The organism is Methylobacillus methanolivorans, from assembly GCF_044751345.1.
In the GTDB taxonomy this organism is placed as follows: domain Bacteria; phylum Pseudomonadota; class Gammaproteobacteria; order Burkholderiales; family Methylophilaceae; genus Methylobacillus; species Methylobacillus methanolivorans.
The window spans coordinates 524676-546772 of sequence record NZ_JBIWXY010000002.1 but is presented as its reverse complement, the minus strand read 5'-3'; the positions used below and the strand labels follow the sequence as shown (position 1 = coordinate 546772).

The window sequence follows — 22097 nt, the reverse complement described above, 5'->3', positions numbered from 1 at the left end:
TACCATCACCCGGCTGTGGGTCATTCCATTCACTTTCAGTGAGGTGAGCTGATAGGACAGGCTCAATAGAATGCTTCCTTGATCTGTTTCTTTACCTTTTTTAAAGGCTCCCTGCGCATCATCTGGCTCAACAATAGTTGCATGCGCGGCATGGCATGGGTGAGATGCGTTTTGTATCCATCACAAAAATAATTCCTGTTGCGCTGACCGTCGCTGGAAAACTCGAAACGATGTTTTGGGCAGCCACCGTTGCACACTGGCCTGACTTCACACCCCAGGCAATCCTTGCTGATATTGTCGAGCTTATCCTGGCCAAACTTTATGTTCTGGGGCGAATTCACCATGGCCACCAGGTCATGCTGGTTGATATTGCCCAGCTTGTGCTCCGGATAGACAAAATGATCGCAGGAATACACATCGCCATTCGACTCGACAATAAGGTTGCCACCACAGGCTTCATTGATCACACAGGCGCTCGGCTGGCCTGTCATTTTGGTCAGCGTCTGCTCAAAATTCATCACAAACACATTGCCAATATCATGCTGTATCCAGGCATCGAAAATGGCATTGAGAAAACGTCCATAAGCCCTGGCGGGAACCGACCACTCCGTGACGCTGCAATCTCGGGAGAACGTCGGCTGGATCAGGATCAGGCCGTTTTCATCCGGCTGCGCAGCACGGCGCTCCACCAGGGGGATGAACTGCATGTGACGGCTGCCGATACCCTTGAGAAATCGGTAAACATCCAGCGGGCGCTTCACATTTTCGGAATTTACAACGGTGAGGGTATTGAATTCGACCTTATGGCGCCTGAGTGCCGCGACACCCTGCATCACAGCATCAAAGGTACTTTTTCCTGTGCGGGTCAGGCGGTGCGCATCGTTACTGACGCGGTCACCATCAATTGATAGCCCGACCAGAAACTGATGCTCCTTGAGAAAACGCGCCCAATCATTGTCGATATTGATGCCATTGGTCTGAAAGAGGTTGTTGATCTGCTTATGCCCACGATATTGCTGTTGCAAGCGGATCGCCTCGCGAAAGAAATCAATACCCAGCAGGGTGGGCTCTCCCCCTTGCCAGAGAAAATCGACCACATGCGCCTGCTGCCCTTCGATATTCTTACGCACATAGTTTTCTAAGGTGTCGCCATTCATCTTCCAGCGACTTTTCCGGTCAGGGTAGAGGTGCTCTTTTTCCAGGTAAAAACAATACGAGCAATTAATGTTGCAGATTGACCCGGAGGGCTTAGCCATCAATTGGAAGTTTTGAATAGACCGCGCCATGGAAATTTATATAACAACTAGAATGAATCATTATATAAAAACTGCCTGGCCGGCTATAGATCGTTTCATTACAAACTTAAAACTATCCTTTATTTAGCCCCGACCATGTTTCATGCTAGCTTAACCAATCATCGGGTTTGCGAACAGCATTTAATCCTGCCCCATGGCCGGATCAACTTCTTCATGTCGCTTCATGCTGTGCAATGAAATAATCAGCAAGGCAACGCCTATCAGCGCCATGCCAACCACCTCTCCCTGACTCGGCTCCTCACCAAGCTGCGCCCATGCCGCCAGCACACCGATCACGGGGGCCAGCAGCGAAGTCATACTGGCAATACCGGCAGGCAAGTGCTGCAGGGCATAGAGCCAAAGCAGCCAGGCCAAGGCATTACACAGCACGGCATTGAAGAGCACAGCGCCGATGAAGTTCATGCTCCAGTCTATCGGCGGGGCTGGCACGATAAAGGCGATTGCCACCAAGGGCAACGAGCCAAATAACATCTGCCAGGCCGTGAGCGACATCAGGTCAAGGTCTGGTACTCGATGGTGCAGTTTTTTGGCCACAATTACCGAGATCGCCCAGAACACCCCTCCCAGTATCGCCAGCATCATGCTGAAAAGGTCAGCACCAAGATGCAGGGGATCAAGGATGAACAGCAAGCCCATTACTGAGAATAGCGCCGCCAGCCACTGGATGCCGCGGATTTTCTCGCCCAACAATGGCCAGGCCAACACCATGACCCAGAACGGCATGGTGTAAGTCAGGACTGCTGTCTTGCCTGCGCCGCCTTCGACCAAGGCCCAGATGATCAGGCCTGTAAATCCACAGGTCTGTAATACCCCAAGCCAGATCAGGGTGGGAAGCTCGCGGGGCTTGAGTGGCTTGCGCATCAAGATCAGCAGCGCAAACAAGCACATGGCACCATAAAAAGTACGCATGGCACCAAACTGGAAAGCACCCGCATAATCCAGCGCATGCTTCATTACTACCCAGTTATAGCCCCACAGGATTGCCAGCAGCAGCAATGCTGCAAAGGCCTTCACCGTGGTCGAGGTTCCCGCGTTCATGTCGATTCCTGGCCCAGGGCCTTAAGTTAAGCTTTAATTCCAGATATGGCTGAGTAGCTTCCAGTTGCCATCCGCCTGCTTCTTGTAAAGCAAATGCACATTACCATTGAAGCTCTGGCGATTGCCTTGTTGATCAATCACTGCAGCACTCCAGTGACCACGCTGAAATGCCAAGTTGGCATCAGCCCCAGCCTCTAGCAGCTCCAGCTTGTGATCAATGATGCCTTGGGCAATAGAGGTTTTCCAGAAGCCCAACAACGCTTCCTTACCAGTAATTTGCGCGGCACCAGCAGGCAATACAGTGGCGGCATCATCGTAGAAAGATGTGACCAAGGCATGATCCTTGGCATTAAAAGCGGCATCCCATGCTTGGTTAAGCTGTTGGGCCGTCGCCTTGAAATCGCTATTCGACATCGTGCTTCCTTTGTAGTCTAAAAATTAATTCCAGGTATGCGTGAGGATTTTCCAGCTACCGTCATCCTGCTTTTTGTAGAGGATATGCAAGTTGCCGCTGAATTGTTGTGGCTCGCTGTCTGCACTCTTAAGCACCGCACTCCACTTGCCACGCTGGTACAAGGTGTTACCCACAATACCAGTTTCGACATTGGTGATCTGGTGCTCAGCAAATCCCTTTGCAAACAAGCCAGACCAGAAATCAGCAATCGCCTTGCCCCCTGTTACTTGCTCACCACCGGCAGGCAGCAAGCTGCCATTGGCATCGTAATAAGTCGCCAAGGTACCGGCAGAAGCTTGGGCAAATGCCTCATCCCATGCGCTATTAAGCTTATTGACGATGGCCTTGGCCTCTTCCTCGTTAGGCTTGGCATTACATTGATACACCGCAACCGCAGCGACACTAACCAACGCCAGCAATACCACTGCCACTATCACCTTGCTGATCTTCATGATGGTGCTCCTCTCTTGAAAAATATTGATATAAATACACTTACACTAACGCTGTTGCACTATTTGGCAACATCAAACGCCGCCATACCGACATTTAACTTGTGCAGAATGTCGTTAAGCACTGCTCGCTCTGCCTCAGTCACGCCAGACATACAATGCCGTAGGCGCGTGTAATAATCCGGCATGACTTGATCCAACTTCTCCTGCCCTTGCGCAGTCAAACGTATCGAGACCCGCCTGCGATCATCCGTATCAAAAATACGTTCAACCAGGCTATCGCGCTCCAGACCATCGAGCAAGCCAGTCATGGTGGCACGGCTCACTCCCGCTTTTTCCGCCAGTACCGAAGGCAATGAAACTCCCTGATCTTCGCGCATGAGCAAGATGAGCACCCACCAGCGCCCTTGCAGCAAACCATGCTGACTAAGGCAAGCATCCAAAGCCAGTGAAAGATCACTAGCCACTCTTAACAAATGCAAAAAGGACGATACTGCACTGACATCCGCTTCTGGATAACGTGCAGAAAATTTATCAAGCACCGCTTTGCTGGGGAGGTCTCTAAGTTGCAACATGATTAGTCGAATTATAATTAGCCAGCTAATTATGTCAATCGCATCCTGTCTTATTCAGAATTTTCATACCAAATCAACAGAATGTCTGAGCTGACATTCTGTTGCTCGCTCAACCATTTAACCCCGCTTCAATAAGGTGTATATTGATCCCACGCCAATAAGAAAACGAAGGAGGAGCCAACATGAAAACCGTGAGGCAAGTTCTGGAAACCAAAGGCAGCACCATTTATTCAGTATCACCAGAGAGCCTGGTCTATGACGCCTTGCTACTCATGGCCGAGCATCATATCGGCGCATTAGTCGTCATGCAGCGTGACAAGATGGTAGGTATCTTTTCCGAGCGCGATTACGCGCGTGAGGTAGTCATCAAGGGTAAAACGTCCAAGACCACGACAGTAGGCGACATCATGTCAGTACAACTGATCACGGTCAGTCCGGATGATACGGTTGACCACTGCATGAACCTGATGTCCGGCAAACGCATTCGCCATTTGCCGGTATTGGAACATGATCAATTGATCGGGCTGCTCTCCATCGGCGATCTGGTGAAGGAAACCATCGCTTATCAAGAGTTCCTGATCAAACAATTGGAAAGTTATATCCAGAGCTAGCGATAGCTCCCCCCACCTAAAGGTGGGCGCAATCACTAACTGGATGTGTTCTGGCCTTCCCAGGCATTGTGCCCAGGATTTGCAGCAGCCTCCTCGGTTTCACGCATCAAGGTACGCTGCAAATCTTGTCGCGCACGCACGGTGTAGGACACCACCTGTTGCATATCGGTGTGGATGGGATGCACATCCCGCATCATCTTTTCATCACCCTGACGGAAGCGCCAAGCCTTGCCATAGGCATCGAACGGTGAGTAGCCCATTTCCCGCAATGCCTTTTCCCCCAGGTGCACGGCACTCAGGAAGGTCTCCCGCACGCAATCAATGCCAAGATCCATATAATCGAAGGCATAGGTCCGGTTACGTGCACGCGCCAGGATTTTCACATCAGGATAGTATTCGCGCACATAACGTGCAGTCTCCAAGGCCTCTTCCGCGTCATCTATTGCCAATATCAACAATTTTGCGTGCGCAATGCCTGCAGCCCTCAAGACATCAGGCCGCGTAATGTCGCCGTAATATGCTCGATAGCCAAAACCACGCATCAACTCGATCTGGTTAGGGTCATGCTCAATCACGGTAGGCTCTACGCCAACACTGGTCAACAGCCGGGTAATCACCTGCCCCACACGACCAAAACCCGCCACAATGACTGGACGTTCCTGGTCAAACTCGTCATGTCGCCCATCCTTGCGTCGCTGCTGCAAACGGCGTCGATACACCGCATGAATGCCCAGCAACAGCAAAGGAGTGGTGACCATAGATACCGCCACTACTGAATTCAGCAATGCACCGTGTTCATAACGAATCACCTTGGCATCCAGTGCCGCGCCAAAGATCACAAAGGCAAACTCGCCGATCTGCGACAAAGTCACGGCGAACATCAGCCCTCCCGCATTATCCAGCTTGAATGCCTTGGCAAGACCGAACAGCAACAGCAGCTTGAAAAGCACAAACCCCAGCGCCAAACCAATCACCAACCCCGGCTGCTGCAACACCAAATCAAGGTTGACGGACATACCCACCGAAATAAAGAACAACCCTAATAGCAGTCCCTTGAAAGGCTCAATATCCAATTCCAGCTCTTGCCGGTACTCGGAATCCGCCAGCAAGACGCCCGCAATAAAAGCGCCCAAGGCCATGGAGAGGCCAACCAGCGTCATAAGGATGGAAACGCCGATGATCAAGAACAAGGCGAAGGCAATGAAAATCTCGCGCAAGCCTGTGTTGGCGACATACCGCAACACTGGCCGCAGCAGGTATTGCCCACCCAGCACAAGCAGCACAACCAAGGATACCGCCTTGAGAATGGCGAGCCAGTCCATGTGCACGCCATGCGCAGTGTGAGCGCCCGGTGCGATCACCAATAACAGGATCATGATAGGAATAACGGCAAGATCCTGGAATAACAGCACCGAGAACGCAGAGCGTCCGGACGGACGATTCAATGCCCCCTGTTCAGCAAGCATCTGCATGGCAATCGCTGTTGACGACATGGCTACCCCCATACCGACCACCAACGACAAGCGCCACTCCAATCCGAAAGCGATGCCAGCGGCATACACCAGCGCTGCGGTAATCACGACCTGCAAGCCACCCATACCAAAAATCGGCATGCGCAATGTCATCAACTTATCCGGCTCGATCTCCAGACCGATCAAGAACAACATCATGACCACGCCAAATTCGGAAAAATGCATGACCGACTCGGTATCTGCCACCAAAGACAAGCCCCAAGGGCCGATCACGATGCCAGCAAACAGGTAGCCCAGCACCGAGCCAAGCCCGATGCGCCGAAAAACAGGCACAGCCAGCACGGCAGCACCAAGATAGATGGCGCTTTCGAGCAACAAGGAGGGAATATGTACTTCAGTCATCAGGATGTCTCTAACGTCGGATTGGCAGCTACCAAATATTCAGCCTGCTCCATCTGGAGGCTATCAACCTGCGGCGGCCCGTTCCCCTCGGTAAGTTGCATCAACCATGCCGCATAATGAGCAGCATGCTCATGCAAAGCCTCATCGCTCAAAGTATCTGCCGCCTGAGTAAGGAATGGCTGTAGATAGCGCATGTTGCATAACCGTGCCGTCTGCTCGAATGGTCGCAACAACTCAGCGATAGAAAAACAATTGTATCCACGCCTCTGATAAACAATTTCCGAACCGCCAGTGGAAACCGCCTGCACCCAGGCCTTTCCTGTCAGCCTGGTGGCATTATCGCCATATGCCCAGCCATAACTCAGCACAGAGTCGAACCAGCTCTTGAGCAAGGCTGGGCAAGAATACCAATACATCGGATGCTGAAACACCAACACATCGTGCGCATCGACCAGAGCCTGCTCGTGCCGCACATCGATCATCTGCTCTGGATAGCGTGCATAAAGATCATGCACTTCAACGCCATCACATTGCCGCGCCGACTCCAGTAAAGCGCGATTGACGCGAGAGCTTTCCAGCGCAGGATGCGCCACGATTACCAGCACACGCTGCTTCAAAGCTTACTCACCAATAATCTTAACCAGGACGCGCTTGTTGCGCCGCCCATCGAACTCACCGTAAAAAATCTGTTCCCACGGGCCAAAGTCCAATTGCCCGTCAGTCACCGCTACGACCACTTCACGTCCCATCACCTGGCGCTTCATATGCGCATCGGCATTATCTTCGCCAGTATCATTGTGGCGATAATTGCGAATAGGCTCATGCGGTGCAAGGCGCTCCAGCCACTCGCGGTAGTCATGATGCAAACCGGATTCATCGTCATTGATAAAGACGCTGGCAGTAATGTGCATGGCATTCACCAACACCATCCCTTCCCTGACACCGCTCTCGCGCAAACAGGCCTCGACTTCGTGCGTAATGTTGATAAATGCCACGCGCGAAGGCGCATTGAACCACAGCTCTTTACGGTAACTTTTCATGGGTTTTGCCTTTAAAAATAGTAAGCCGGGAAATTATAGCCTGCCGCTGTTGTCATTGAGTGGTCTGCCAGCATTTTTGCAATTAGCGCGGATTTCAGTTAAAAGTAACTGATCCATTATTTTCGTTATCTATTTCATTTCATCAGCAAGGAGAAACAAGTGAGTGACAAGATTTTCATGCGCGTCGGCGAGGCCCTGGTAGCAGGAGGCCCTCCTGGCACGGCAGCAGAGCCTGAAGTCATCATCGGCGAGATGGATGGCCCTATGGGGACGGCTTTCGGCACATTGCTCGGCGACCAAGTGAAAGGCCACTCCCGTGTACTTGCCATCCTCAACACCGACATTATGGTCCGCCCTGCCACCATCATGGTGAGCAAGGTCACCGTCAAGAATGAGCGTTATACCAACATCCTCATGGGCACCGTGCAAGCCGCGATCGCCAATGGCGTGCTGGATGCGGTGCGTAATGGCGACATCCCTAAGGAAAAAGCCAATGACCTCGGCATCATCGTCTCGGTCTGGCTCAACCCTATCGTGGCCGAACAAGATAACCTGGATCACAAGATCCTGTTTGATATCCACCGCAAGGCGACTGCCAATGCCATCCACAAGGCGATGAGCAACAAGCCGGATATCGACTGGCTATTGGAAAACCAGGAAAAAATCGTCCACAAATATTTCCAGATGGGCCTGGACGGCAAAATATAAATAGCAAGTTTCATCTGCCATTACCCATGTTATAAAGAGCGCATCGGCGGCATCCATCTGCCGATGCGATACCAGCCTTCTGGCTGGAACCTCATGACATGACTGGCTCCACAATCACCAAAGGATGCTATGGCTGCAGCAAGTTTTCAGGTAGAGCAAACTCCCCAGGGCGCAAAACGCATTGCCCTGCATGGTCAATGGTCCTTGCGCGACCTGGATAATGACTTCGCCCAGTTGCGTCGGGCGCTCAAACCATACTTTGCCGATGCCAAGATGCAGTGGGACCTGACCCAGGTCGAACAGCTGGATACCGCTGGTGCAGCAGTCTTATGGAATGGTTGGCAGGGCCAACTGGAAAACCGCGTTACGCTAACTGAAGAACAAGCTACCTTATTTGATACTTTGGCCAGCATTGAGGCCAAGGATGATCACAAGCCACCACGCTTTGACTGGCTTAGACTGATTGCCGGAGCCGGCAAACTGACGATGTTCCTCTCCAGCCATATCGTCGATTTCGTCAAGTTAGTCGGGCTGTTGATATTGGAGTTAGGCTACCTCTTTCGCCGTCCGCAGGATTTCCCTTGGCGCGAGTTCAGCGCCAATATTTACAAAAGCGGTGTGACCGCTTTACCCGTCACCGCGCTGCTTGGGTTCATGATCGGGATTGCCATGAGTTACCTGATGGCAACCCAGCTACGCACCTTTGGCGCAGACATCTTCATCGTCAATATTCTCGGGCTAGCCGTCATTCGCGAATTAGGGCCTATCCTTATGGCGGTATTGATCGCAGGGCGCTCTGGCTCTGCCATGGCGGCGCAAATCGGCGTCATGCGCGTTACCGAGGAGATTGATGCACTGGCCACCATGGGCATTTCCCGCATTCTGCGCGTGGTGCTGCCCAAAGTGCTAGGGCTCACTTTCATCGCGCCATTCCTGGTAATATGGACTTCGTGCTGGGCCTTATTTGGCGGTGCTCTCTCTGCCAACCTTGAGCTAGGCCTTGGATTCCGCTTTTTCTTCGACTATCTGGCAGCGGTAGTGCAACCGGTCAACATCACGCTCAGTATCATCAAGGGCTTCATGTTCGGCTTTATCGTGGCCGTCATGGCCTGCCACTTCGGCCTGCGCATCAAGCCCAATACCGAAAGCTTGAGCCGAAGCACCACCAGTTCAGTCGTCACTGCGATCACCTGCGTCATCCTGATCGACGCCGCTTTTGCCATTCTCACCAGCGGCATCGGGGTATAAGCACCCATGGCAGAGCATATGACAGAAAAACAGGCGCATCCAATCTGTGAAATCAAGAAGGTCTGGACCGTATTTGGCAGTAATGTAGTGCACCAGGATCTAGACTTGACCATCAACGCAGGCGAAATCGTCTCGCTAGTAGGCGGCTCAGGCAGCGGCAAGACCACGCTGCTCAGACACATCGTCGGCCTGACACGCCCGACCAAAGGTGAGGTGCTGCTTTTTGGCAAAAACCTGCATGCGATGGATCGCGTCCCGCAACAACGCCTGATGAACCGACTCGGCATGCTGTTTCAACAAGGCGCACTGTTTTCTGCCTTGAGCGTATATGACAACATTGCTTTTCCGCTGCGGGAGCTCAGGCAATTCGACGAAGCCACCATTCATCAATTGGTACTGCACAAACTATCATTGGTAGAACTGGAGCTGGATACTGGCTCAAGGTTGCCTTCGCAGCTATCCGGCGGCATGATCAAGCGTGTCGCCCTGGCTCGTGCATTAGCGCTAGAACCCGAGCTATTGCTGCTGGATGAGCCAACCGCGGGGCTGGACCCGGACCGCAGCGAAAAATTCGTCGAATTGATCAAGAGCATCAAACATGCCCTGGGCTTGACGGTGATCTTCGTCACGCACGACCTGGACACCTTGGTATCACTCACCGACAAGGTTGCCGTGCTCGCCGACAAACGCATCGTCGCCAATTGCGGCCTACGCGAGCTGGGTAATATTGACCATCCCTTTGTGCAACACTTTTTCCAAGGTGTACGCATTCGCCTGGAGAGAACTGGATAATTTATGGAAAATCGCGCTCACGCCCTTGCCGTTGGCATTGTTACCCTCATCCTGATCGGCATTCTCGCCTTTGCATTCTGGTGGATGAGTGGCACGCGCCAGGCATTCACGGAATACAAGATCATCTCGAAACAACCAGTGACCGGCCTTAGCCAGGAAGCCTCAGTGAAATTCCGTGGCGTCAATGTCGGCAAGGTCTCGGATATATCGCTTGACCCAAACTCGCAATCCTCTATCGAGATCACCATTCGCGTCGATGAGAAACTGCACCTGACCAAGGATGCCTATGCAGAACTGCGCGCGCAAGGCGTAACAGGGCTTGCCTATATTGACCTCAACGACCTGAATGACACGGGCGAGCAGCTGGCCCCTGGCTCGCTCATTACTATGCGCCCATCGCTCATAGACCGCATTTCCGAACGCGTGCCGCAGTTGGTGGACAAGGTAGAAGCATTCGTCAACCACGGTGTCTCCACCATCGAGCAAGCCAACACTGTGATGCAAAGTATTGACGTACAAAGCCTGAACCAGACCCTTGCCAATCTTGAGCATGCCTCATCCAAGCTAGGCGAAACGCTGGTATCTGCCAATGATGCCTTCGGTAAGGCCAGCAAATTTATGTCTGCACAAAATCAGCAGCACCTGACGCAAACATTGGATAACCTGCAACAAGCCACGCAGGCCGCCACGCCCTTGCTCAATGAGCTCACCGCCACGGTGCAGGACATACGCGGCATGTCTGGTGACTTCCGCCAAAGTGTTAGCCTGATAGGCGACACGCTCAATAACGAAACCCTGCCTAGTATTAATGAACTGACAGTCACTGCCAATGACGATGCACGCCGTATCAGACGACTGTTGGATATGCTGGAAGAAAACCCGCAAAGCCTGATTTTTGGTAAACCGACGCTACGCCCTGGCCCAGGTGAATCTGGCTTCAAACCCGCTCAATGAGGTATCCCATGCACATCACCCCACCTATTGCATTCCTGTTGCTGGCAACACTCGGCCTCAATGCCTGCGTTAGCTCAATCAAGCCTGAAACCAAGCAATTGGACTTTTATGATTTCGGCTTGCAATCCAATGAAAATCGCGTGAGTTTCGACCTGCCTATCGAGCAGCTGAGTGCCACGGATGCCATCCAACATAGCAATATCCGCTACCGCCTCAACGACAAGAATCCAGCCCAGGTATTCGGCTATACAGAAAGCCGCTGGTCTACCCTGCCTGCGGAGTTATTGCGTCAAAAGATTGTCAATGCGCCCTCTAACAATACAAGTTGTAACGTAAAACTGCAGATTGCGGCATTTGACCAAGTATTTGATAGCGCCAGCAGCAGCCATGGCGTAGTGCAGCTACAAGCAGGCCTGATTGACAGGCGATCGCGTAAACAACTCGCTTCCACCTTACTCTCCGCGCAGAGCACTGCACAAAGTGCCGATGCCCGCGGGGGTGTTGCAGCATTGAATGCCGCCAGTACGCAAGCATTGCAGCAGGCCGCTGATTGGGCGAAGCAAACCAGTCAGTCCTTCAGTGAATGCCAAACCAGCACGCTGCCATGAGCCTCTTAAGCAGCCACCTGCAACATGACAGAGATCACAGTTTACCCAGTCTTCACTGACCTCAACGGCACAGGCCCAGATCCGGACCTTTCTCCATTGCCGGTTGTCGCCCGGGTGGGCCGCTACTCCAAGCACTGGCAGGTTGAAACACACGCGCACCAGCGCGGACAATTGATGTTCGTGACTTCGGGCAGCATGCGCGTACAAACACGCGACGGCTCCTGGATTACCCCACCAGGCCGTGCCTGCTGGATACCCAGCGCTGCGATGCATAGCGTCACCTATACCCAAATGTCAGAAATGCAGACTGTATTGATCTCTCCGACGTGGCTGGACACCTTGCCTACACGCTGTTGCGTCATCAAGCTGACACCGTTGCTTCGCGAACTGGTCTCGCAAGCTGTTGCGATCAATAACCAATATCCGCTTGATGGGCCTGAGCACAGATTAATGCGCGTATTGGTCGACCAGATCAGCATTGCCCAGCAAGCGCCGCTTTTCCTACCGGAAGGCCGCGATCAACGTTTACGCCGCGTGACAGAACGCCTGCATCAGAACCCCGGTGATAATCGCAATATTGAAGAATGGTCACAGCTTGCCGGAGCCAGCACACGGACGCTCGCACGCTTGTTCCAGAAGGAAACCGGCATGACCTTCTCCGCCTGGCGCCAACAGCTATGCCTGATCAGAGCCGTCGAGATGTTGATTGAAGGCGCCAGCGTCACCAATATTGCACTGGCGCTGGGTTATGAGAGCACCGCGGGTTTCACCAGCATGTTTTCGCGCTCAATGGGAGAGTCGCCCAGTAATTACCTGACACGTTGGTCACAAGACAAACCAGCGTCGCAATAACCCTCACTGCAGACTAGCAGCAGCAGTAGCCGACGCTTCTTGCTGCTACCAACCACCACCCAAGGCGCGGATCAAATCCACGCTGGCACGTAACTGGCTGACATTAAGCGTCAACAGTGCACGCTGGGTATCCAAGGCCTGCGTTTGTGCCGAGGTAACCTCAAGGTAGTTGGCTGCCCCTTCACGATAACGGTTCATCGCAAAATCCATTGATTTCTGCGCAGCTTCTGCCGCTGCTCGCTCGGCATCCGTAGCAGATTGGTAATGATTGAGCCGCGCCAGGTTGTCTTCCACCTGCTGAAAAGCTTCCAGCACTACACCGCGATAGCGCGCACCCGTTTCGTCCAGCATCGCTTCAGCCTGGGCAACCTGGGCTTTGCGCCGCCCACCGTCAAAGAGCTGGAATAGCATACCGGGGCCAATCGACCAGAAATTACTAGGCGCACTCAACCAGTTCCCGGTAGAAACACTCTGGTAACCAAAAGCCGCGCTCAAGCTCAACGCCGGAAAATAAGCCGTTTTTGCCACGCCAATATTGGCATTGGCAGCCGCAACACGCCGCTGTGCTGCGGCAATATCAGGCCGGCGCTGCAACAAAGTGGAAGGCACACCCAGCGGGATCTGCGGCAGGGCAATCACATCCTGCCGACTGGTGATAGCAAAGCTGGAGGGAGATTCGCCAACCAGGGCGGCAATCGCATGCTCGACCACCGCACGCTGCGCCTTGACCTGCTCCAGCTGCGAACGTGTGGTTTCAAGCTGCGTTTGGGCACGGCTCACATCCAGGCCGGGCACAATGCCCGCATCGTGGCGCGTTTTGGTAATCACCAATGCCTTGTCGTTGGCTTGTACGGTCTCGGCCAAAATATGTAGCTGTTGATCCAGGCCACGCAACACGATGAAATTTTCGGCCAGCTGGGCTTGCAAACTCAAGCGCACCGATTCAAGATCAGCCTCGCGCGCGCCAGCCTCGGCCACCCCGGCCTTGACCGTGTTGCGTACACGCCCCCATAAATCCAGCTCATAATTGGCCTGCAAGCCTATGCTGTAGTTGGAGTAAGTAGGCGGGATCACCGCATTGGGGGGCACCAGCGGGCGGTGCTCAGAAACTCGGTTACGCCCGGCTTGCCCATTTGCAAACAATGTAGGAAACAACCCGGCCCGGGCTTGCTCGCTGTAAGCCAGCGCCTGCTGATAACGTGCCAGTGCCGCTGCAAGGTCTGGACTGTGTGCCAGCAGCTTCTCTTGCAATGCATCCAGCTCTGCATCGCCATACAGTTTCCACCAGTCCCCACGAGGCAACTGATCAGCCGACTGAGCCGGCACCCATGGTTGGACCTCTTTGTAGGCGCTAGCCACTGGCACCTCCGGCAATTTCAACTCGGGCGCAAACGAACAGCCTCCAAGCAATGCCGCCAGGCCGAGCAAAGCATATTGCCTGACGCTCATGACTGGCCTGCCCCTGGATTGGCTTTCGTATTTGCGCGCACTTGCATGCCATCGGCAATATCATCGGGCGGGCTGTCTATCAGCTTATCGCCAGCGTCCAAGCCAGCGCTGATTTCCAGGGTTTTACCCAAATCACGCGCCACGGTAACTGTCTTCAGCACAACCTTGTCATGCTCGCCCAGCGTGGCGACACGCAAGCCATCCTGGCGGAAGATGATGGCACTTGCCGGGATGCTCAACGTAGCTTGGCTGGCTGGCAGCTCGATGCCAGCACGCGCAAACCCGCCAGGTAACAGCTCGCCCTCTTTATTCGGTACCACAAACTGGAACAGGGTGGTGCCAGAAGCCGCATCCACGGCACGTGACGAAGCCACCAAGCTGGCAGAATACTCTACACCTGGACGGCCTGGAATCGTCACCTTGGCCAAGGTACCCTGCCCCAATGCTGGCGCATAGCTTTGCGGCACATTCACATAAAGACGCAGCTTGCGCATATCAGACACCACGAATAGTGGTTGCGCCGCCTCACCCGCATTGATGAGGGCGCCAATATCCGTATGACGTGCGGTCACGATGCCATCAAAGGGTGCCACCAGCCTAGTGAAACCCTTATTGGCTTGCACGCGGTCCAGGTTTGCCTGGGCAGCTTGCAAGAGTGCCTGCTTGGCTGCGTAATCACCCAGGCGCTCATCGACTTCCTGCTTGGAGACAGAATCGGTGTTCAACATGGATTGCCAGCGCTTGGCAGTGGTGCCCGCCAATTCGGCATTCACCTTGGCAGCCGCCACATCAGCCTTGGCCTGCAGCAACTGCTGGTCCAAGTCTGGAGTTTCAATCTCACCGAGCAATTGGCCAGCCTTGACCGGGCTACCAATATCCACATGCCATTGCTTCAAGTAGCCACTCACACGCGCATAGATAGGTGCACGCGCAAATGCCTCAAGACGGGCAGGTAATTCCAGCGTGCTCATCTTACTGCCAGCCACAGGCTCTACCAGGGTGACAGATGGGATGGACTGCTCATCCGTCCATTGCTTGAGGGCATCGCTTTCCTTGGCCCGTATCGTCAAACCATACGCCACCACTCCAATCGCCACTAGGGCAATGATCAAGCCGCCTCGACGCACAGTACGGCGCGGGGCACCAAGATCAGTAGAGCTAAAATCAGATGACATTTACTTCTCCATAACTCGAATTCTCGACAACGGGCTTGCGGTAATTACGGTGCACAACGCTAAATACCACAGGCACAAAAATCAGGGTGGTAATGGTGGCAAACAACAGGCCGCCGATGACTGCGCGCCCTAGCGGCGCATTCTGTTCACCACCCTCGCCCAGGCCCAATGCCATTGGCGCCATCCCTATCATCATGGCCAGGGCAGTCATCAATACCGGGCGGAAGCGTACAAAACCAGCTTCTATCGCAGCCTGGGTCGCATTCCCCAGCTCTGCCAAGCGCTCGCGTGCAAAGCTGATCACCAAGACGCTATTGGCGGTCGCCACCCCCATACACATGATCGCCCCGGTCAATGCCGGTACGGACAAGGGGGTAAAGCTTGCAAACAGCATCCAGACAATGCCAGCAATCGCGGCAGGCAAGGCACTGACGATCACGAAGGAGTCACTCCATGATTGGAAGTTCACCACGATCAACAGATAGATCAGCGCAATCGCCCCCACCAACCCAAACAGCAGGCCAGAAAATGCGTGCTCCATGGTTTCGACCTGACCCAACAAGGCAACGCTAGAACCCTTGGGTACCGTATCAGCATGGGCATCCATGATCTGGCGTATCTCCTTCGCCACCGCACCAAGATCACGTCCCTGGGTGGTCGCATTGATCTGCACCATAGGCTGAATATCATATTGGCTAACCAAGGCGTTGGCATTGCTACGCGAGAAAGTCGCCAAGCCGCCCAGGATTTGTGAGCTTGTGCCCGGCACGCTGCCGTTAATCGGCAAGTTTTCCAGCGCAGACAGGCTATCCATTTTGTATTGAGGCGTTTGCATGACGATAGGATAAGAAACCCCATTCGCCGGATTCAGCCAGAAAGTAGGGGCTACCTGGCTACTACCGGCCAGGTTGACCACCATGTTATTGGTCACGTCACGTGTCGTCAGGCCAAGCTCCTGCGCCCGCACCCGGTCAATATCGACATTCAAGACCGGATTACGACGCGACTGCTGTATACGCACGTCAGCGATGCCGGGCACCTTGCGGATTTCCGCCACCAGCATGTTGGCATAATCAAAATTAGCCTGCAGGTTATTGCCACGGATTTGCAGGTCAATCGGAGCTGGAGAGCCAAAATTCAGGATCTGGCTGACAATATCCGCTGGCGGGAAGGTAAAGGTTGCATCCGGGAACAGGCGAGGTAACTCCTCGCGCAAGCGCTTGACGTAAGCAGCGGTTGGCTGGTGCTCGCGACTCAAGGCGATCTGGATATCACCATCCTGCACCCCCATGATGCCAGTGTTATTGTAGGCAAGGTTGATTGAGCTGATCGGCAAGCCAATGTTGTCGACGATAGTTTCGATCTCATGAGCCGGGATGATCTTGCGAATCTCGGTTTGTATATTGGCAAACTTGGCGGCTGTTTCCTCCAGTCGGGTACCAACAGGCACGCGTACATGCATGAGAATCTGCCCGCCATCCACCTCGGGGAAGAAGTTCCTGCCTAGGAATGGTACCAGCGCAAAACTCAGCAAGATAAACGCCATGAAGCCCGCAATAAATTTGCGGCGATTGGCCAGCATCAATAGCAAGACACCACGATAGCCTTCACGGAAATGCTCAAAACGCGCCTCAAAACCACGCTGGAACCTCACCAGAGGATTGCGTGACGGCGCCAACACCAGATTATTACCATGCAGGTCGGTATGCGGCGCATGCGGCTTAAGCAGGTATTTGGCCATGGTCGGCACCAGGGTGCGCGACAGGATGAAGGAGCTCACCATCGCAAACATCACCGCTTCTGCCATCGGCACGAACAGGAAGCGCGATACCCCCTCAAGGAAAAACATCGGCACGAACACAATACAAATACACAAGAGCGAGACAAACGCAGGTGTCACGATCTGGCGCGCACCATCAAGAATCGCTGGCTCCACTGGTTTCCCCTGCTCCAGGTGCCAATTGATGTTTTCTATCGTCACAGTGGCATCATCCACCAGGATACCCACGGCGAGCGCAAGCCCACCCAGCGTCATGATATTGAGCGTTTCCCCCACCAGTGCCAGGCTGGCAATTGCACCCAGAATCGATAATGGGATGGAGATTGCGATAATCACCGTAGAACGCCAGCTACCCAGGAACAGCAGGATCATGATGCTGGTCAGCGCAGCCGCAATACAGCCCTCCAGCACTACACCCTTGATCGCGGCACTGACAAAAATCGATTGATCGTTGATGGGGCGAACTTCCAGCTCATCAGGTAAGGTTGGCCTGATTTCGTCCAGTTTGGCCTTAATCCCATCCACAATCGCCAGCGTAGATGTCGCACCGTTCTTGAGTACCGACATCAATACCGAACGCGCACCATCCACATGCACCAGATTGGTCTGTGGTGGATTACCGTCACGCACCTGCGCCACATCGCGGATATACACCGTGGCACCATTGACCACCTTGACCGGCAGATTGCCCAGCTCTTCTAGCGCCGATGGGGCATTATTGAGCTGTATCGTATATTCAAAATTGCCGATTTTCTGGGTACCGGCCGGCAAGATCAGGTTCTGTGCGGCAAGCGCATTCGCCACATCCTGGCCAGACAGCCCCCGTGCCTGCATGGCATCGGGGTCCAAGTCGATCTGCACTTGGCGTGACTTGCCACCAAATGGCCAGGGAATCGCTGCTCCCGGCACGGATACCAGCCGCACACGCACCGCATTCATACCCAAGTCTGCAAGGTTTTGTTCGGTCAGCCCTTTGCCTGCGAGAGCAAGCTGCAGGATAGGCACAGTGGAGGCGTTGTAATTGAGGATCAGCGGAGGCTGTGTTCCTGGCGGCAATAAGCGCAACATGGTTTGCGAGATCGCCGTCACCTGAGCATTCGCCGTTGCCACATCAACGCCTGGCTGGAAGAAAATCTTGACGATACCGAACCCAGCATAAGAATTAGCCTCGATATGCTCAATATCGTTTACCGTTGTCGTCAATGAGCGCTGGAAAGGCGTCATGATGCGCCCGGTCATCTGGTCCGGGGACATCCCGGCATATTGCCAAGCGACCGCAATCACGGGGATACGAATTTCCGGGAAAATATCGGTAGGCATGCGCAATGCCGACAACACACCCGCGATCAGAATGAGGATCGCCATGACCACAAAGGTATACGGGCGCCTGAGCGCGATTTTCACTATGCCTAACATACAGGATTTACCACACTGGATTCTTTTGACAGACTGATTTAGTCAACAATTATTTCAGAGATTATCAGCCTCGTGCTTAATGGAAACTGCCACTTTCTTGCTTGATCATGCCATTATGACCTGACTAGAAGTAAGGGGATTGAAGCCCAAGCCTAAAGTAAAAAGCCGCTGTTGAAAGCGGCTTTTTACTTTCTATTCTGTCACTTTATGACTTATTGACCGGGAGATTGATCTTGCAATCATTGTAGTCATGCTTATAGCCGTCATCCAGCTTCGCCCCCTCTCCCTCCAACAGCAGTGTCGTAATGCTGTTGCTGTATGCACCAGAGTCGGTCTTGTTCAGCAGGATTTCCCGATCAGGCAGGATCAACCAGGCAGCTTTGCCAGCATCCACCTGCTTCACATAGAACTTGCGCCCTTTGTCGCATAGATATGGCGTGGAACCAGCAGGCCCACTGTGACGCACATCCCCCTCACTCCCACCGAATGGCCAGAGGCTGAAACCACCACACGCAGACAAAGTAGCCAGCAACCCAATGACCAACACCGACTTAGCAACATTAACCCACATTTCCAAAGCACCTCATGTTCGTACTGCGTGACTACGCAAAACGTACAGTATAAACAATGCGGCTTTAGTTAGCCTAGCCAGCTTTGCACTCTGTAGAATAATAGTCCTTGACCTCGTCTACCCACATCGGCTCTGCAAGGCCAAACCCTTGCAAGCCATCACAACCAAGCTCCTGCAAAAAGGACTTTTGCTCATCGTTCTCGACCCCTTCTGCGATCACCTTGAAATTAAGCGTATGACCGAGGTTGATGATCGCCGAGACAATGGCCTGGTCATTCATCAAGGTACCGGTACCCAGGTTGCTGATGAATGCTTTGTCTATCTTGAGCTCATTGGCTGGCAAGCGCTTGAGATATAGCAGGCTGGAATATCCTGTACCGAAATCATCAATCGAGATATTTACACCAAGCTGGGATAATTGATTCAATATCTCCAGTGTTTTCTTGGCGTTGTGCATTGCAACAGTTTCGGTAATTTCTAGCGTCAGACAATGAGGCGGCAACTCCCATCGAGCCAGTACCTGCCTAACCACATCCAGTAGCCGCTCATGCGAAAACTGCAAGGCCGATAGATTAATCGCGACATGCCATTTCTCGCAGCCCGAGCTGTACCACTCCTTCATTTGTCGACAAGCTGCATTGAGCACCCATTCGCCAATCGGGATGATCAAGCCGGACTTTTCAGCCAGGGAGACAAAATGATCAGGAAGCACCAAACCCAATGTCGGATGCTGCCAGCGTAATAGCGCCTCAAAACCCACCACATTGTTATGCAAGTCAAACTTGGGCTGGTACATCAACACAAACTGCTGCCTTTCAAGGGCAGCCCCCAAATCCAACATCATGTCTAAGCGTTCCCGCGTATCCAGGTGCATGGACATCTCAAAAACATGATAGCCATTACGGCCAGCACGCTTGGTGTAATACATGGCCGCATCCGCATTGATGGCAAGCTCGCGATAATTTGCCCCATGGTTTGGATACATAGCGATGCCAATACTGGTGGAAACATGCAATGCACGCTCTTCAGTGTGAAAGGGTTGCCTGATCACCGAGACAATCTTGTTGGCAACAATACATGCCTCTTCGACAGTGACCCTTTCAAGCAAAACCACGAACTCATCACCCCCCATGCGTGCCACGGTGTCATGCCCGCGGAGAATGCCATGTAGCCTGGTTGCCACCTCCACCAGCAAACTGTCCCCGACGTGATGCCCCAAGGAGTCATTGATGGTCTTGAAACCATCAATATCAACAAACAGTAAGGCAAACTGCTCCTGATCGCGTTTTGCTCGGCTCAAGGCCTCTGACACCTTGCTCTCCAACATCATCCGATTGGGCAGATTCGTCAGGTTGTCATGCAGGGAGCGATGCAGTAGCTCCTTATTGGCTTGTTCCAATGATCTCGCCAAGTGGATAAACCGACTGATCCTGACCTCCAGCTTGGCATCCAGCAATGTCACGATAAAAGCCACAAACAGAATGCTCCCTACCCCAGCGATCACCATGATGCTCAGGTCATCCAAGTTAGTCCCGTTGGCAGCACCACAAACACTACCCAAAGGGAAGCTGGCTGCCGCCATGGCGGTGTAATGCATACCACCAATCGCAGCGCCCATCACCAAGGCAGCGCCCAACCTAGCAAGCCATCCACGGTGAAGTTTATGACGCAACTTGAAAGTGATCCACATCGCCGCCCCCGAGGCAGCAATAGCAATCAAGATAGACAAACTGACCAGCCAGGGATCATAGACAGGGGTTGGATCCATGAACATGGACCACATGCCAAGATAATGCATGCTGGCAACACCCAATCCCATCAGTACCGCACTACCAGCTAAACGCGTCAAAGGTAAGGTTGGCCGAACGGCCTGGAACAGGGCAACCCCTGATGCAAGAATTGCTACCAGCAAAGAGAGCAGAGTAATGGCGGGATCATAACCAAGTGGAATATCGAGATGGAAGGCCAGCATGCCAATAAAGTGCATGGACCATATGCCAGCCCCCAGAGTCGCAGCACTCCCCCATAGCCACCATCGGGAAAGCCTCTCCCCTTTGGCGGGATTAACGCGCTCTGACATGGCTAACGCCGCATACGAAGCAAACATGGCCACGATGAGCGAAACCAACACGAGAGACTGGTGATAGCCTTCGCTCAGCATGATACGAAACCTCTCAAGATTGCCTTCAACGCATCCCTCCCAAGATTACGTTTGCTCAAACTCAAGTATTGAAGCCGTTGCTGGCACTATAGCGGAAAATGACAAAACGAAATCTCTTTTTTGAAGCCATTCCGCAAGTGTTACTGCTCCCGCCCAAGCTATATTGAAGGCAAATAGCGACTGCTCCACAAACCAATGCTATCTGCCACAAACTCAGATGCAGGACGTTCATAGACCATATGATCTGCATCCTCGATAGCGATCAGGCTCTTGGGATGGCTAGCCGCCTCGAATAATGCGTGAGCATGCTGCATCGGTACCATGTCATCTCTAGGAGAGTGCATCATCAGCAAGGGGACGCCGATGCCAGCTATCAGACTCGCCATATCAAATTGGCGTGCATTGTCCACGAACTGCTGACGCAAGGTGTAGCGCTGCCGATTCACCTCTATCTCGGTGGCTCCGTATTGCTCAATTTCCCCGGTTTTTTCCGATCCAATAATCGCCAGCACATGGGCAGGAGTACTAGGCGTAGCAATCGTGACGCAAGCCTTGACCTCATTGATGAGACGACTAGCGTTGATAGCAACCAAGCCACCAAAGCTATGGCCTATCAATAAATCTGGCGCCCGGACATGCAGTCGCAACCAGTCAGCTGCACTGACAAAATCCTGAGTTTGCGTATCCAGATTGGTAAAAGAAAAATCGCCTTCGCTCTGACCAACACCGGTAAAGTCGATACGTAAAGACCCTATGCCATATTCGAGTAATCGGCGCGCGGTTCTGGAGGCGATCAAGATATCTTTCGCACAGCCAAACGCGGGCGCAATCATCACCATTCCACGTAACGCTGTCTCCGGCAGCTCTAATCTCGCTGCCAAACCCAACCCATTCGGGTTATGAATAATGATATGTTGTGATTCCATCAGTCTTGCCATACGGTCACATGCTGCCTTATACAATCAGGTGGCTGCATACTAGCACTGTTATTCGAGGTAAATAGCCATAAATCCATTGCTTTAAAAT

Annotated in this window: 21 protein-coding genes; 7 read left to right on the top strand and 14 right to left on the bottom strand. The window is 53.1% G+C overall.

All coding sequences use genetic code 11. The annotated features are described in order from the left end of the window. Nucleotides 1-62: 62 nt before the first annotated feature. The 5 genes from ACIKP9_RS12010 to ACIKP9_RS11990 all read right to left on the bottom strand — a co-directional run bounded on the left by ACIKP9_RS12010 (nt 63) and on the right by ACIKP9_RS11990 (nt 3832). Complete coding sequence (locus ACIKP9_RS12010) at nt 63-1256, bottom strand: anaerobic sulfatase maturase (protein ID WP_400883186.1); 1194 nt, start codon at nt 1254-1256, stop codon at nt 63-65. A 180-nt stretch (nt 1257-1436) separates the two neighbouring features. Beyond that, nucleotides 1437-2354 carry a DMT family transporter gene (locus ACIKP9_RS12005; RefSeq protein ID WP_400883183.1) on the bottom strand — a complete coding sequence of 306 codons (918 nt, stop codon included), beginning with the start codon at nt 2352-2354 and terminating at the stop codon, nt 1437-1439. 33 nt (nt 2355-2387) lie between these two features. Next, nucleotides 2388-2768 carry a YybH family protein gene (locus ACIKP9_RS12000; RefSeq protein WP_400883180.1) on the bottom strand — a complete coding sequence of 127 codons (381 nt, stop codon included), beginning with the start codon at nt 2766-2768 and terminating at the stop codon, nt 2388-2390. 24 nt (nt 2769-2792) lie between these two features. After that, a complete protein-coding gene (locus ACIKP9_RS11995; protein ID WP_400883178.1) occupies nt 2793-3260 on the bottom strand; it encodes a YybH family protein in 468 nt (155 codons plus the stop codon). 59 nt (nt 3261-3319) lie between these two features. After that, on the bottom strand, nt 3320-3832 hold the full coding sequence (locus ACIKP9_RS11990; RefSeq protein ID WP_400883175.1) for a MarR family winged helix-turn-helix transcriptional regulator: 513 nt from the start codon (nt 3830-3832) through the stop codon (nt 3320-3322). Between the two features lie 182 nt (nt 3833-4014). Between ACIKP9_RS11990 and ACIKP9_RS11985 the strand changes: the two genes are divergently transcribed. Continuing rightward, nucleotides 4015-4443, top strand: coding sequence for a CBS domain-containing protein (locus tag ACIKP9_RS11985; RefSeq protein WP_400883172.1), 429 nt, complete (start codon nt 4015-4017; stop codon nt 4441-4443). A 35-nt stretch (nt 4444-4478) separates the two neighbouring features. Here the strand turns inward: ACIKP9_RS11985 and ACIKP9_RS11980 are convergent, their stop codons facing one another. The 3 genes from ACIKP9_RS11980 to ACIKP9_RS11970 are packed head-to-tail and all read right to left on the bottom strand — an operon-like array spanning nt 4479 to nt 7357. Further along, nucleotides 4479-6317: a monovalent cation:proton antiporter-2 (CPA2) family protein gene (locus ACIKP9_RS11980; protein WP_400883169.1), complete on the bottom strand. Its 1839-nt coding sequence runs from the start codon at nt 6315-6317 to the stop codon at nt 4479-4481. Beyond that, the gene (kefF, locus tag ACIKP9_RS11975) at nt 6317-6934 is read right to left on the bottom strand and encodes a glutathione-regulated potassium-efflux system oxidoreductase KefF (protein WP_400883166.1); all 618 of its coding nucleotides are present in this window, start codon (nt 6932-6934) and stop codon (nt 6317-6319) included. Before kefF ends, ACIKP9_RS11980 begins: the two co-directional genes overlap by 1 nt. A 3-nt stretch (nt 6935-6937) precedes the next feature. Then, complete coding sequence (locus tag ACIKP9_RS11970) at nt 6938-7357, bottom strand: secondary thiamine-phosphate synthase enzyme YjbQ (RefSeq protein ID WP_230348728.1); 420 nt, start codon at nt 7355-7357, stop codon at nt 6938-6940. A gap of 159 nt (nt 7358-7516) precedes the next feature. On the opposite strand from ACIKP9_RS11970, the gene fae reads away from it, so the two are divergent. From fae to ACIKP9_RS11940, 6 genes are all read left to right on the top strand, one after another. Next, a complete protein-coding gene (fae, locus tag ACIKP9_RS11965; protein WP_400883162.1) occupies nt 7517-8065 on the top strand; it encodes a formaldehyde-activating enzyme in 549 nt (182 codons plus the stop codon). A gap of 129 nt (nt 8066-8194) precedes the next feature. Continuing rightward, nucleotides 8195-9313: an ABC transporter permease gene (locus ACIKP9_RS11960; RefSeq protein WP_400883159.1), complete on the top strand. Its 1119-nt coding sequence runs from the start codon at nt 8195-8197 to the stop codon at nt 9311-9313. An 18-nt stretch (nt 9314-9331) separates the two neighbouring features. Then, nucleotides 9332-10105, top strand: a complete 774-nt coding sequence (locus ACIKP9_RS11955) for an ABC transporter ATP-binding protein (RefSeq protein ID WP_400883157.1) — start codon at nt 9332-9334, stop codon at nt 10103-10105. A gap of 3 nt (nt 10106-10108) precedes the next feature. Next, entirely contained in the window at nt 10109-11059 is a 951-nt protein-coding gene (locus ACIKP9_RS11950; protein ID WP_400883155.1) for an MlaD family protein, read from the top strand. Nucleotides 11060-11067: 8 nt separating this feature from the next. After that, nucleotides 11068-11667 (top strand): ABC-type transport auxiliary lipoprotein family protein, encoded by a 600-nt coding sequence (locus tag ACIKP9_RS11945; RefSeq protein WP_400883153.1) that lies wholly within the window; start codon nt 11068-11070, stop codon nt 11665-11667. Between the two features lie 24 nt (nt 11668-11691). Continuing rightward, the gene (locus ACIKP9_RS11940; RefSeq protein WP_400883151.1) at nt 11692-12519 is read left to right on the top strand and encodes an AraC family transcriptional regulator; all 828 of its coding nucleotides are present in this window, start codon (nt 11692-11694) and stop codon (nt 12517-12519) included. 45 nt (nt 12520-12564) lie between these two features. Here the strand turns inward: ACIKP9_RS11940 and ACIKP9_RS11935 are convergent, their stop codons facing one another. The 6 genes from ACIKP9_RS11935 to ACIKP9_RS11910 all read right to left on the bottom strand — a co-directional run bounded on the left by ACIKP9_RS11935 (nt 12565) and on the right by ACIKP9_RS11910 (nt 21997). Continuing rightward, complete coding sequence (locus tag ACIKP9_RS11935) at nt 12565-13968, bottom strand: efflux transporter outer membrane subunit (RefSeq protein ID WP_400883149.1); 1404 nt, start codon at nt 13966-13968, stop codon at nt 12565-12567. Further along, on the bottom strand, nt 13965-15143 hold the full coding sequence (locus ACIKP9_RS11930) for an efflux RND transporter periplasmic adaptor subunit (RefSeq protein WP_400883148.1): 1179 nt from the start codon (nt 15141-15143) through the stop codon (nt 13965-13967). Before ACIKP9_RS11930 ends, ACIKP9_RS11935 begins: the two co-directional genes overlap by 4 nt. Next, nucleotides 15133-18339 carry an efflux RND transporter permease subunit gene (locus ACIKP9_RS11925; protein WP_400883145.1) on the bottom strand — a complete coding sequence of 1069 codons (3207 nt, stop codon included), beginning with the start codon at nt 18337-18339 and terminating at the stop codon, nt 15133-15135. The genes ACIKP9_RS11930 and ACIKP9_RS11925 overlap by 11 nt, the downstream gene beginning before the upstream one ends. A gap of 205 nt (nt 18340-18544) precedes the next feature. Beyond that, nucleotides 18545-18910: a hypothetical protein gene (locus ACIKP9_RS11920; RefSeq protein WP_400883142.1), complete on the bottom strand. Its 366-nt coding sequence runs from the start codon at nt 18908-18910 to the stop codon at nt 18545-18547. Between the two features lie 73 nt (nt 18911-18983). Beyond that, nucleotides 18984-21071: a putative bifunctional diguanylate cyclase/phosphodiesterase gene (locus ACIKP9_RS11915; protein ID WP_400883140.1), complete on the bottom strand. Its 2088-nt coding sequence runs from the start codon at nt 21069-21071 to the stop codon at nt 18984-18986. Nucleotides 21072-21229: 158 nt separating this feature from the next. Next, the gene (locus ACIKP9_RS11910; RefSeq protein WP_400883137.1) at nt 21230-21997 is read right to left on the bottom strand and encodes an alpha/beta hydrolase; all 768 of its coding nucleotides are present in this window, start codon (nt 21995-21997) and stop codon (nt 21230-21232) included. Between the last annotated feature and the right edge of the window lie 100 nt (nt 21998-22097).